Origin of the sequence: Streptomyces sp. NPDC051578 (assembly GCF_044454045.1) — a bacterium.
GTDB lineage: Bacteria > Actinomycetota > Actinomycetes > Streptomycetales > Streptomycetaceae > Streptomyces.
Genome location: NZ_JBITDH010000001.1, coordinates 717,857 through 730,382 on the forward strand (window position 1 = coordinate 717,857; position 12,526 = coordinate 730,382).

Consider the following 12,526-nt stretch of genomic DNA (forward strand, 5'->3'; position numbering starts at 1 on the left):
CGCACGGGGGCTCGGGCGGCCGGGCGGTGCGCTCGGACAACGGGTCTAGCGGTCGCGGTTGAGGCGCGTGGTCACCCACAGCAGGAGCAGCAGCACGAAGAAGGCGCCGCCACCGGTCAGGTAGGGGCTCAGGCTGTCGTGGTTGCCGCCGTGCTGCTCGGCACCCTCCGAGGCGAGAACGACCAGGTTGTGGGTGGTGGTGGAGAGGCTCATCAGGCAGGTACCTATCGAGTCGGGAGGGAGCGGAGACTTCCCTCACATCGTATGCGGGGGCCCCGGGCACCCTCACGCCGACTCAGGCGTTGGAGAGGATGGACGCGAGCACAGCAGGTCTATCCAGGGGGAGGACGTCATGACGAACACCGGATCCGAGAAGGTACCGGCCCGGAACCGCAGGAGGTTCCCCGGCATCTCGTCGCGGGCGTACGAGCATCCGGCGGACCGCTCGGCGCTGGTCGCGCTGCGCAAGCTCAGCGGGTTCGACACGGTGTTCAAGGCCCTCAGCGGGCTGCTGCCGGAGCGGAGCCTGCGGCTGCTGTTCCTGTCGGATTCGGTCCGGGTGGGCGAGACGCAGTTCCCCCACCTGCACGGGATGCTGCTCGACGCCTGCTACGTCCTGGACCTGGAGCAGGTCCCGCAGATGTACGTGCAGCAGGACCCGAAGCCGAACGCGATGTGCATCGGGCTGGACGAGCCGATCATCGTGGTGACGACGGGCCTGGTCGAGCTGCTCGACGAGGAGGAGATGCGGGCGGTCGTCGGCCACGAGGTGGGCCACGCGCTGTCCGGGCACGCCGTGTACCGCACGGTCCTGCTGTTCCTGACGAACCTGGCGCTCAAGGTGGCCTGGATCCCGCTGGGCAATGTGGCGATCATGGCGATCGTCACCGCGCTGCGGGAGTGGTTCCGCAAGTCGGAGCTGTCGGCAGACCGGGCCGGGCTGCTGGCGGGGCAGGACGTGCACGCCTCCATGCGCGGGCTGATGAAGCTGGCCGGCGGCCACCACCTGCACGAGATGAACGTGGACGCCTTCCTGGCGCAGGCCGAGGAGTACGAGGAGAGCGGCGACCTGCGCGACTCCGTGCTGAAGATCCTCAACGTGCTGCCGCGTACACATCCCTTCACGACGGTGCGGGCGGCGGAGCTCAAGAAGTGGTCGCAGAGCCGGGACTACCAGCGGATCATGGACGGCCACTACCCGCGGCGGGACGAGGACAAGGACACCTCGGTGGGCGACTCCTTCCGGGAGTCCGCCTCGCACTACGCGGACTCCGTGCGCAGCAGCAAGGATCCGCTGATGAAGCTGGTCGGCGACATAGCCGGCGGTGCGGGCGACCTCGGCGGCAAGCTCCGCGACGTGTTCACCGGCTCGGGTTCCGGCGCGGGCGGCGGTACGGCGGCGGGCGGTGCCGGCCGGGACCAGAAGGGTGCGCAGGGCGACGGGGACGGCAGGGGCGGGGCTACGGAGCAGTAGCCGCGGCGGCCGGGCCTGGCTGTCGCCTGGGGTCCGCCTTACGGCGCAGTCGCGCCCGAGGCGTCCGGGGGTGGGGGCGTCGCCATTACGCCGCACAGCCCCGCCGTGCGCCTCGGGTGGCCGCTGGCGTACGGGTCGCTGGCCGGCGGGCCGACGGTGGTGGGCTCGGCTCCCGCGAGCAGCGGGCGGAAGCCGCCCGCCGGGTCGGTGGCACAGTCCTCCGGCCCGGCCATCACGTACGCCGAGACCAGCTCCGCGCGCCGGGCCGTGAGGTCCGCCCGGTCGAAGCGCAGCCGCAGCTCGCGCCGGACGGTGAAGAGCGACGCCCCGTCAGCGGCGGCCGGGGAACCGGTGGCGGGACGGACCGCGTAGACGAAGGTGTGGTCGCTGGTCACCTCCAGCGCGTCGGGGGCGACCTCCTCGAAGCCGAGGGTGCCGTTCACCCGCACGCGTGAATCGGCGAGGGCGGCGGTGGCGGGGTCGAAGCGGACCAGCCACCCGGTGGCGGCGTGCCGGCCGTCCCCGGAGGGCGAGGTCATGCTCTGGTCGAACTGGGACTGCTGGGCCGGGTCGAGCAGGACCCGTACGGACCGGGAGGCGGTGCCGGCCAGGACGTCCGGGTCCAGCGAGGACTGCACCAGGTAGTCCTTCGCGATGGACAGCGCCGCGACGATCTGGCTGTCGCTGAAATGCGGGGTGCGCCGCACGGCGGGCAGGCTGATCCCGGCCGCCCCGACGGCGTACTGCGCCGCCGGGCTGTTCGCGTACAGGTCGGCGGGGCGTCCGCCGGGCACGGGGGCGCTCGGCGCGAGCGGGACGACGACGCTGCCGAGCGGCTGGGCGTCGCCCTGCGGCGTGGGGACGTACGGGTTGCGCAGACCCATGTACACGGCGGCCGCGAAGGCCGTGGCGATGAGCAGGACGAGCAGCATGCCCTGCCGGGCGCCCCTGCCGGGGGTGCCGGTGCGGTGCCCGGGGCCGCCGGCCGACCAGAGGGAGCGACTGCGTACGGCCCGGGCGTGCTCGCCCATGCGTTCCTCGGCGGAGTACTCCTGGAGCCGGGCGGCGCGCACGAAGTCCTCGTCGAACACGACGGAGCGGTACTCGTCCGCCCGGAAGTCGTCATCGCCCCCGCCGATGCCGTCGGGGGTGCCGTTGGGTGGATCTCCTGGAACGGCCATCGCTTCTCCCCGCTGTCCCCGCTGTAGAGAAGCCCCCGGCTCCGGTCACGCGAGTGGGGTCGTGCTCAAGGGGTCGTACTTTCAGGGTTGGCGGCCGACGGGGTACGTAAACGCACCCGCGCCGGTGACTTCGCGCAGCGGGGTACTGGCCGGGGCCGGGGCGGGGTCCGAGTCGGCTTCGGCGCTCCGGTACACCGCGCTGAATGCCAGGGCGACCATGCCGAGTCCCATGACGACGGCGAGCATCCAGGCGACCGGACGGAGCCAGGGCGAGCGTCCGCGGTAGGGCCGCAGGCGGCCTCCGTAGACGCCGTAGGGGCCGTCCGGGTAACCGTGGCCGTAGCCGCCGTACTCCCAGCCGGGCTCATCGAGGCCGTAGGCGCCGGGAGGGCCGTACCCGTACCCGTCGTAACCCTCGTAGTCGTCATCGCCGGTGCGGCCGCCGGCCACGCGCGCGGCCTCCGCGGCCTCGGCGCGGGCCCGGTCGGCGGCTCGCTGGCGCTCGGCCGCGCTCGGTTCGTGAATCTCGGCGTCCCGGACGAAGGCCTCGTCGAACACCACGGAGGCGAAGTCCTGATCCGCGCCTCCGCGGTCGTCGTCGGGCTCACCGTCGTCCGGGAACGGCTTGCCCCCCACGTCGTCCGGCACGGGACCAGCGTAGACCTGGGGGGCTGCTTTGGGCAGGGTGTGAGCGGAAATCCGGCCACACCGCGTGGCCCGGTCGGCTACCGGACGTGACCGTCGCCGGTGACGATGTACTTGGTGGAGGTCAGCTCGGGAAGGCCCATCGGGCCGCGGGCGTGCAGCTTCTGGGTGGAGATGCCGATCTCCGCACCGAAGCCGAACTGACCACCGTCGGTGAACCGGGTGGAGGCGTTCACGGCGACCGTGGTCGAGTCGACCAGCTGGGTGAAGCGGCGGGCGGCGGCCTGGGAGGTGGTGACGATCGCCTCGGTGTGCCCGGAGGTCCAGCGGCGGATGTGGGTGACGGCCTCGTCGAGGGAGTCCACGACGGCGGCCGCGATGTCGTACGACAAGTACTCGGCGGCCCAGTCCTCGTCGGTGGCGGGCAGCGCGGTCACCTTGGTGCCTTCGGCGTACGAGAGCACCTCGCCGTCCCCGTGGACGGTGACGCCGGCGTCCGCGAGGGCGTCCAAGGCCAGGGGCAGGAAGGCGGCGGCGATGTCCCGGTGGACCAGGAGCGTCTCGGCGGAGTTGCAGACGGAGGGCCGCTGGGCCTTGGAGTTGACGAGGATGTCCACCGCCATGGCGAGGTCGGCCTGGGCGTCGACGTAGACGTGGCAGTTGCCGGTACCGGTCTCGATGACCGGGACGGTGGACTCCTCGACCACGGTCTTGATGAGGGAGGCGCCGCCGCGCGGGATGAGGACGTCGACGAGGCCGCGGGCGCGCATCAGCTCGCGGACGGAGTCGCGGGACTCGCCGGGCACGAGCTGGATCGCGTCCGCGGGCAGGCCGGCGGAGACGATGGCGTCGCAAAGGATCCCCACGAGGGCGGAGTTCGAGGCGTAGGCGGAGGAACTGCCGCGCAGGAGAACGGCGTTGCCGGACTTGAGGCAGAGGGCGGCGGCGTCGACGGTGACGTTGGGGCGGGCCTCGTAGATGATGCCGACGACGCCGAGCGGGACGCGGATCTGGCGCAGGTCGATGCCGTTGGGGAGGGTCGAGCCGCGGACGACCTCGCCGACGGGGTCGGGGAGGGCGGCGACGTCGCGCACGTCGGAGGCGATGGCGCGGACGCGCTCGGGGGTGAGGGTGAGGCGGTCGACGACGGTCTCGCTGGTGCCGGCCGCGGCGGCCTTGGCGGTGTCGACTGCGTTGGCCTCGACGATCTCGGCCGTACGGGCCTCCAGCGCGTCCGCGATGGCCAGGAGGGCGGCGTCCTTGGCGGACCGCGGGAGCGGGGCGATGACTGCGGCGGCAGCCTTGGCGGCCTGCGCGGTGGCGGTGACGGGGCTGAGGGCGTCGTACGAGGTCATGCGGCCCAGGGTAATCCCCGGCCGATCGGCGCCCGCCGGGATTCCACCCCCCGAGACGCGCCCGCCGCGGGGCGCCGCCGCCCTCTCTGTAGCGCGCGGCAACGCCGGCCGGGCGGGGGCCGTAGCCGGGGGCTGAGCGCGGCCCTTGGGGGCGGCCTGGGCCCCCGGCCCCGTTCCGGCGGCCGGGGCCGCTGCGCGGGCCTTCTCCCCGCCCCGCCCTTTCACCGTTTCCCGGACTCCGCCCGGACCCGCGCCTCACACGCCGGCGAGGCTGGAACCGCCCGGCCGTTACCCGGGCTCCGCCCGACCCGCGCCTCAAACGCCGGCGAGCTGGAACTGCCCCGCCGGACACGAACGCCCGCGGGGCTGGAAAGGCCCCGGCGGACGCGAACGGCGGCGCGGCTAGTAAGGGTGGACGCCGACCGGGTGGGCCGGGGGTGGGCCGTAGCCCTCCGCGACGCGCTGGTGGTAGGTCGAGCGGTCGATGACCTCCAGGCCGACGATCTCCCACGGGGGCAGCCGCGCCGACGAGCGGTGCTCGCCCCACAGCCGCAGGGCGACGGCCGCCGCGTCGTGGAGGTCGCGCGCCTCCTCCCAGTACCGGATCTCCGCGTGGTCATCCGCATACCGGCTGGTCAGCAGAAACGGGTGATCATGAGCGAGCTGTTCCAGCCCGCGCCGCACCTCGCACAGCGGGGCCGGCTTGCCGGAGACGCTCAGGGTCACGTGCCAGAGACGGGAGGTGTCGCCCTGGTCCCCGCCTCCGCCGCCGTCACCGTCCCCGGTGCCGACGCTGGTCAGCGCTCGTCTCACCAGCCGCCTCCTGTCTGCTGCGCCACACCCCGCGGGTCCGTCTGCCTCTCACAGTTGACCAGTCCTTGGCCAGCCGTGCGGCGGTTTTACCGAACCTCAGCCCTCCAGCAGCACCAGATCGTCCCGGTGGACGACCTCCCGCTCGTACGCGGGTCCGAGCTCTCGCGCGAGCTCGCGGGTGGATCGTCCCAGCAGCCTCGGGAGTTCCTTGGCGTCGAAGTTGACCAGGCCCCTCGCCACCGCCCGGCCGTCCGCGGAACGCAGCTCCACGGGGTCCCCCGCGACGAACTCCCCTTCCACCGCCGCGATTCCGGCGGGCAGCAGGGAGCTGCCGCGCTCGGTGACCGCGCGCACCGCCCCGTCGTCGAGTACGAGGTGCCCCTGCGGGGTCGAGGCGTGCTGGAGCCACAGCAGCCGGTCCGCCGAGCGGCGGCCCGTCGCGTGGAAGAGGGTGCCCGTGCCGCGCCCGGCGAGGGCGTCCGCCGCCTGGCTGGCGGAGGTCAGGACGACCGGGATCCCGGCCGCCGCCGCGATCCGGGCGGCCTCGACCTTGGTGACCATGCCGCCGGTGCCGACGCCCGCCTTGCCGGCGCTGCCGATCGAGACGTGGGCGATGTCCTCGGGGCCGCGCACTTCCTCGACGCGGGTGGTGCCGGGCAGGGACGGGTCCCCGTCGTAGAGGCCGTCGACGTCGGACAGCAGGACCAGCAGGTCGGCACGGACGAGGTGGGCGACGAGGGCCGCCAGCCGGTCGTTGTCGCCGAAGCGGATCTCGTCCGTGGCCACGGTGTCGTTCTCGTTGACGACGGGCAGCGCCCCCATCACCAGGAGCTGGTCCAGGGTCCGGTAGGCGTTGCGGTAGTGCGCCCGCCGGCTGGTGTCGTCGCTGGTGAGCAGTACTTGGCCGACGCGGATGCCATAGCGGGCGAAGGAGGCGGTGTACCGGGCGACGAGCAGGCCCTGACCGACGCTCGCGGCGGCCTGCTGGCGGGCCAGGTCCTTGGGGCGGCGGCGCAGCCCGAGGGGGGAGAGTCCGGCGGCGATGGCACCGGAGGAGACGAGCACTATCTCCTTCTCGCCGCCGCTGCGGGCCTTGGCCAGTACGTCGACCAGCGCGTCCACCCGGTCGGCGTCGAGGCCGCCCGCCGCGGTGGTCAGCGAGGAGGAGCCGACCTTGACCACGATCCTGCGCGCGTCCACGACGCTCTGCCTAGCCGCTGACACGTCTTCCCCTTGCCCCTTGCCCACCTGATCCTTGCATCCTCAATCTACGGGGTGGCCGGACCGGGCCGCGCGGCGGTTTCAGAGCGTGGACCGGCTCCGCGCGGGCTGCTGCCCGGCCGCGCGGACCGCGCCGGGGACGAGGATCTTGCGGGAGAGCAGGAAGGTGAACGGGATCGCCACGACGGCCGCGACCAGCGGCGCGATCCGGGTGTCCATCCCGGCCCAGGTGACGAGGGCGTAGAGCCCGGCCGACTGGATCACGTAGTTGGTGACGTTGGTGAGCGGGAAGAGCGCGAACTTCTTCCAGGTCGGCCGGGTCCGGTAGGTGAAGTAGGTGTTCATGAAGAACGAGCCGACCATCGAGAGCAGGAAGGCCAGGGTGTAGGCGGCGAAGTACGGCATCCACGGGTGCAGGAGCAGGTAGATGCCGAAGAAGGTGCCGGTGTTCACCCCGCCCACGAGGCCGAAGCGCAGGACCTGGCCGAGCTGCTCGCGGCGCGTGCTGCGGTCCGGGCCGGGGCCGGGGCCGCCGGTGCCCGGGGTTTCGTCGGCCGTCATCCGCGACTGCGCTCGACGATCACGGCCTCGGAGGCGGCGCCCCCGCGCTCGGTCCGCGCCCGCCCCGCGCCGTGCGCCTCCTTGACCAGGAAGTGGGGCCTGCGCTTGGTCTCGTAGTAGATGCGGCCGATGTACTCGCCGATCAGCCCCAGCATGATCATCTGTACGCCGCCGAGGCCGGTGATGAGCGCGACCAGGGTGACGTAGCCGGGTGAGTCGACCCCGTGGGTCATCGCCATCACCGTGATCCACAGCGCGTAGAGCCCGGTGAGGCCCACGAGCGACACGCCGAGCCAGATCCCGATCCGCAGCGGCCGGTTGTTGAAGGAGATCAGGCCGTCCATGGCGTAGTTCAGCAGCGAGCCGAACTTCCACTTCGTCTCGCCGGCCTCGCGTTGGGCGTTGCGGTAGTCGAAGTGGACGGTGTCGAAGCCGATCCAGGAGAAGAGCCCCTTGGAGAAGCGGTTGTACTCCGGCAGCGACAGCAGCGCGTCCACGGCCTGGCGGGAGAGCAGCCGGAAGTCGCCGACACCGTCGGTGAGCTCGACGTCGACCCAGCGGTTGACGCCGCGGTAGTAGAGCCGGCTGAGCGCGGAGCGGACCTTCTTGTCCCCCTCGCGGGTGCGCCGGGCGATGATCTGGTCGTGCCCCGCCCGGTGGTAGTCGAGCATGGTGGCGATCAGCTCGGGCGGGTGCTGGAGATCGGCGTCCATGATCACCACAGCGTCACCGGTGGCCTCGCGCAGGCCGGCGAGCATGCCGGCCTCCTTGCCGAAGTTCCGGCTGAACGAGACGTAGCGCGTCTGCTCCCCGTGCTCCGCGGCGATCTTGCGGAGCTTCTCCAGGGTGCCGTCGCGGCTGCCGTCGTCGACGTAACAGACCTCGTAGGTGACGGGGAGTGCGTCCAGGACCCTGCGGATCTCGGCGTCGAAGCTGTCGATGACGGCTTCTTCGTTGTAGCAAGGGACAACTACCGACAGCTTGGTCATGAACACTTCCTGCTGGGTCCGAACGGGTGATTGTCGGCGACCGGACCCGCCACACACCTCTTCCTCAGAAGTATGCACGGCTGGGGCGGCCTGCCGGAGTCGGGCGTGACACACGGTAGCTTTGACGGGCGGGGGGTCCCCCCGGACGGAGTCCGGGGGCGGAATGGAACAAAGGGATCGAGGTGCACGTGCCTGACGTCTCCGTGGTCGTCATCGTCTATAACGACGCAGAGCGTCTGTCGACAGCCGTCCAGTCGGTTTTGGACCAGACCCTTCACGGGGTCGAAGTCGTGATCGTGGACGACTGCAGCAAGGACCGGTCCTACGCGGTCGCCCAGGAACTGGAGGCCGCGCACCCGGGCAGGGTCCGCGCCTTCCGCCTGCCGGAGAACAGCGGCGGCTGCGGCGCGCCCCGCAACCACGGCGTCCGGCAGGCCACCGGCACCTACGTCATGTTCCTGGACAGCGACGACGTACTGGAACGCAACGCCTGCCGCAACATGGTGGCCGCAGCCGAGCGGACCGACTCCGACCTGGTCTCGGGCATGTGCGTCCGCGTGCACCTGGACAACCGGTGGGGCAAGACCACCGAGTGGTACCCCTGGATCTACTCGCGCACCCGCACGCTGGAGTCGATCACCGAGTACCCGGACCTGCTGGTCTACGACACCCTCTCCACGAACAAGTGCTACCGGCGCGCGTTCCTGCTGGAACAGGGCCTGGAGTTCCCGGTCGGCATCCACTACGAGGACCTGCTGTTCTCCGCGCAGGCGTACGTCGCCGCGCGCCGCATCACGCTGATCCCCAACCACGTCTACTTCTGGAACGTGGTGGAGAAGGCGGCGGCGAAGTCGATCAGCAACCGGCGCCACGAGATCGCGAACTTCGTCCACCGGATGGAGATCCACCGCCGCGTCGACGAGCTGCTGGCCGCCAAGGGCCACACCGACATCAAGACCGCCAAGGACGCCAAGTTCCTCAAGCACGACCTGGTGCTGCACCTGCGTGACCTGCCCCTCCTGGGCGACGCGTACCGCCAGGAGTTCGCCCGCCTGGCCAACGGCTACCTGGCCGGCATCGACCCGGCCGCGTACGACAGCGTCAACCACCTCCAGGCCATCTGCGCCTACCTGCTCGGCAAGGAGGACTGGGACAACCTGCTCCCGGCCGCCGACGCGATGACCAACAAGGGCCGCCTCACGTCCCCGCTGGCCGAGCGCGACGGCCGCGTCTACTGGTGTGCCCGGCACCTCGACGACGCCGAGGGCCGCCGGATACTGGACGTCACCGAGCAGGGCTTCCACACGACCCCGCTCTCCTCGCTGTCCCTGGGCAACCGCCTCACCTCCTACGAGGACGACGGGCGCGGCACGGTCACGCTGTCCGGCAGCGTCGTCAACCCGCTCGGCCGCATCGCGGAGGGGCAGGAGCTCAAGGCCACGCTCGAATTCCGCGCGCGGCGCCAGATCGGGGTGCGCTCGTTCAGCTTCCCGGCGACAACCGTGCGCCACGCCGGTGACACGATCGAGTGGACCGCGACCGCCGATGTCGCGGGCACCGTCCGCCCGCTCGGCATCATCGACGCCGTCTGGGACGTCCGGCTCAGGCTGACGGCCGGCGGCGACCGGATGACCACCCGCGTCTCGGTCGGCGGGGTCGACCTGGAGTCGGCGGCCCGGCTGCGCGTGCGGCCCCGGCTGACCCGGCTGGTCTCCGACCGCTTCGAGCCGGAGGTGACCAAGAAGGGCAACCTCTCCTACGTCCTGACCGCCGAGGGCGCCGCCGCGCAGCGCACCCGGACGCTGATCGACAGCGCCATGCACGGCAAGGCCGCGGGCGTGGTCAAGCGCGGCCTGCGCAAGGCGCTGCGGGCCCGCCGCAACATCGGCTCGGGCGAGCAGAAGGTGAAGGTCTACCACGAGGTCTTCTCGAAGCTGCCGCTCAAGAAGGGCACCGTCGTCTTCGAGAGCCACATGGGCAAGCAGTACAGCGACAGCCCGAAGGCGATCTACGAGGAGATGGTGCGCCAGGGCGTGCCGTTCGAGGCGATCTGGTCGTACGCGGGCGCCAAACCGACCGGCTTCCCCAAGGAGGCCACCTTGGTCCGCCGCTGGAGCTGGCCGTACCTGCGGGCGCTGGCGCAGGCCGAGTTCTGGGTCGACAACCAGGGCTTCCCGCTGGCGCTGACCAAGCGCTCGGGCACCACGTACATCCAGACCTGGCACGGCTCCGCGCTCAAGCGGATGGGCTTCCACGAGCCCCGCACCAAGGCCCAGGGGAAGGCCGGACAGGACCGCTTCCAGGCGGCCGTGGACCGATTCGACCACTTCCTGATCCGCTCCGAGCACGACGCCCGGACCCTCGCCAAGGGCTTCCGGCTGCGCGACGAGGTGCTGGAACGCACCGGTTACCCGCGCAACGACGCCCTGGTTGAGGCGCACCGCGCCGAGGTGCAGAGCGGGGAGCGGGTGCGCGGGCCGCTCGCCGCCGAGCTGGGCATCGACCCGGACAAGCGGGTGCTGCTGTACGCGCCGACCTTCCGGGCGGGCGTCGACGGCTCGGTGGAGAACTTCACCTTCCCCTTCGACGTGGAGGAGTTCGCGGACCGGCTGGGCGAGCGTTTCGTCCTGCTGGTTCGGACGCACTACCTCAACAGCGTCTCGCTGCCGCCGTCGGTCGCGGGCCGGGTGATCGACGTCTCCCGGCACCACGACATCACCCCGCTGCTGGCGCTCGCCGACGGCCTGATCACCGACTATTCGTCGGTGATGTTCGACTACGCGGTGCTGGACCGGCCGATGCTGTTCTTCGCCTACGACTACGAGGCGTACTCGACGGACATCCGCGGCACCTACTTCGACCTCAAGGAGAAGGCTCCCGGGCCGGTCGTCGCCACCGCCGACGAGCTGATGCAGGCCGTCTCCGCCTTCGACGAGGCCGACGCCAAGTACGCGGAGGCGCGCCAGCGCTTCCTCACCGAGTTCGGCGAGTACGACCGCGGGGACGCCGCCCGCCGGATCATCGAGAAGTTCTTCACCAGGAGCGGCAAGTGAGCCAGCAGACCGCCGCCGGACCGTCCGAGGCGCCCGCGCCGGACGGCCGTGACATCTTCCTCGTCTCCAACAGCGTGGACGAGCTCGGCGGTGTGACCACCTGGTCGCACCAGATGGCCCGGCTGTTCACCGACCGCGGCCACCGGGTGCACGTCATCGGCATCGCGCCGATCGAGGAGGAGCTGCGGCAGAAGTTCCCGCCGGACCTCCCGTACGAGACGACGACGCTGTACGCGACCCGTCCCCCGTCCGCGCGCCGGCTGACCGGCCTCAAGGGCCGGCTCAACGCCCCCGAGCGGCGTCGCCAGGCCGCGCGCCGCGCGGGGATGCGGGCGAAGGCCGAGACGCTGAACTCCCTGTTCCGCGCCGCCCGCCCGGGCGCCGTGGTCATCGTCACGCAGGTGTGGGCGATGGAGTGGGTGGCGCTCGCCGACACCAAGGGGCTCACCGTCATCGGGATGAGCCACGAGTCCTTCGAGGCGAGCCAGAAGTCCTCGCGGGGCGACCGGGTGCGCCGCTTCTTCAAGGACGTCGACCGGCTGCTCGTGCTGACGCCCGAGGACGCGGACCTCTGGATCCGGGCGGGCGTGCAGAACGTGGACAGCATGCCGAACCCGCTGCCGTTCATGCCGGACTCCCCCGCGCCGCGCACGGAGAAGGTCGTCGCGAGCGTCGGCCGCCTCGCGTTCGAGAAGGGCGTGGACCTGCTGCTCGACGCCTGGGCGGACGCCGCGCCGCGCCACCCCGACTGGGTCCTGCGGATCTACGGGGCGGGCGTGGAGGAGCCGAAGCTGCGGGCGCACGCCGCCGAACTCGGCATCGAGGAGTCCGTGCGGTGGATGGGCAGCACCGACGACGTGCTGGGCGCGCTGCGCGGGGCTTCGGTCTTCGCGCAGGCCTCGCGGGCCGAGGGGTTCCCCATCACGCTGCTGGAGGCGATGGCCACGGGCCTGCCGGTCATCGCGTTCGACTGCGCGCCGGGCGTGCGGGAGATCGTGCGGCACGGTGAGGACGGGCTGCTCGCCAGGCTCGGCAACACGATGGAGCTGGCCGGGCACCTGGACGTGCTGATGAGTGACGGCGCCCTGCGCGACCGGCTGGGCGACACCGCGTTCCACGACGTCCGCCGGTACTCCAGTGCCGAGATCACCGACCGCTGGGAGGCGCTGTTCTCCTTCCTGGAGCGCTGACCCCTCACCCGCGTACAACGAAGCCGCCCGCCCCGGATCCGGGG

General features: G+C 71.7%; 11 protein-coding genes. 3 read left to right on the top strand and 8 right to left on the bottom strand.

The window, feature by feature from the left end; all coding sequences use genetic code 11:
• Positions 1–45 precede the first annotated feature (45 nt).
• Complete coding sequence (locus ACIA6C_RS03265; protein ID WP_361136959.1) at positions 46–213, bottom strand: hypothetical protein; 168 nt, start codon at positions 211–213, stop codon at positions 46–48.
• A gap of 139 nt (positions 214–352) precedes the next feature.
• Between ACIA6C_RS03265 and ACIA6C_RS03270 the strand changes: the two genes are divergently transcribed.
• Positions 353–1,474 carry a M48 family metallopeptidase gene (locus ACIA6C_RS03270; protein WP_399272554.1) on the top strand — a complete coding sequence of 374 codons (1,122 nt, stop codon included), beginning with the start codon at positions 353–355 and terminating at the stop codon, positions 1,472–1,474.
• 38 nt (positions 1,475–1,512) lie between these two features.
• On the opposite strand, the gene ACIA6C_RS03275 is transcribed toward ACIA6C_RS03270, so the two are convergent.
• From ACIA6C_RS03275 to ACIA6C_RS03305, 7 genes are all read right to left on the bottom strand, one after another.
• Positions 1,513–2,655 (bottom strand): hypothetical protein, encoded by a 1,143-nt coding sequence (locus tag ACIA6C_RS03275; protein WP_399272555.1) that lies wholly within the window; start codon positions 2,653–2,655, stop codon positions 1,513–1,515.
• Positions 2,656–2,736: 81 nt separating this feature from the next.
• A complete protein-coding gene (locus tag ACIA6C_RS03280) occupies positions 2,737–3,303 on the bottom strand; it encodes a hypothetical protein (RefSeq protein ID WP_399272557.1) in 567 nt (188 codons plus the stop codon).
• A 77-nt stretch (positions 3,304–3,380) separates the two neighbouring features.
• Positions 3,381–4,655 carry a glutamate-5-semialdehyde dehydrogenase gene (locus ACIA6C_RS03285; RefSeq protein ID WP_399272559.1) on the bottom strand — a complete coding sequence of 425 codons (1,275 nt, stop codon included), beginning with the start codon at positions 4,653–4,655 and terminating at the stop codon, positions 3,381–3,383.
• A gap of 402 nt (positions 4,656–5,057) precedes the next feature.
• The gene (locus ACIA6C_RS03290) at positions 5,058–5,456 is read right to left on the bottom strand and encodes a hypothetical protein (RefSeq protein WP_329202172.1); all 399 of its coding nucleotides are present in this window, start codon (positions 5,454–5,456) and stop codon (positions 5,058–5,060) included.
• A 108-nt stretch (positions 5,457–5,564) separates the two neighbouring features.
• Entirely contained in the window at positions 5,565–6,692 is a 1,128-nt protein-coding gene (gene proB, locus ACIA6C_RS03295; RefSeq protein ID WP_329195157.1) for a glutamate 5-kinase, read from the bottom strand.
• Between the two features lie 78 nt (positions 6,693–6,770).
• Positions 6,771–7,250 (bottom strand): GtrA family protein, encoded by a 480-nt coding sequence (locus tag ACIA6C_RS03300; protein ID WP_399272562.1) that lies wholly within the window; start codon positions 7,248–7,250, stop codon positions 6,771–6,773.
• Positions 7,247–8,239: a glycosyltransferase family 2 protein gene (locus ACIA6C_RS03305; protein ID WP_399272564.1), complete on the bottom strand. Its 993-nt coding sequence runs from the start codon at positions 8,237–8,239 to the stop codon at positions 7,247–7,249. Before ACIA6C_RS03305 ends, ACIA6C_RS03300 begins: the two co-directional genes overlap by 4 nt.
• A 182-nt stretch (positions 8,240–8,421) precedes the next feature.
• Here ACIA6C_RS03305 and ACIA6C_RS03310 point away from each other — a divergent pair, with 182 nt between their 5' ends.
• Positions 8,422–11,292: a CDP-glycerol glycerophosphotransferase family protein gene (locus ACIA6C_RS03310; protein ID WP_399272566.1), complete on the top strand. Its 2,871-nt coding sequence runs from the start codon at positions 8,422–8,424 to the stop codon at positions 11,290–11,292.
• A complete protein-coding gene (locus tag ACIA6C_RS03315) occupies positions 11,289–12,482 on the top strand; it encodes a glycosyltransferase (protein ID WP_399272568.1) in 1,194 nt (397 codons plus the stop codon). Before ACIA6C_RS03310 ends, ACIA6C_RS03315 begins: the two co-directional genes overlap by 4 nt.
• Positions 12,483–12,526: the final 44 nt, after the last annotated feature.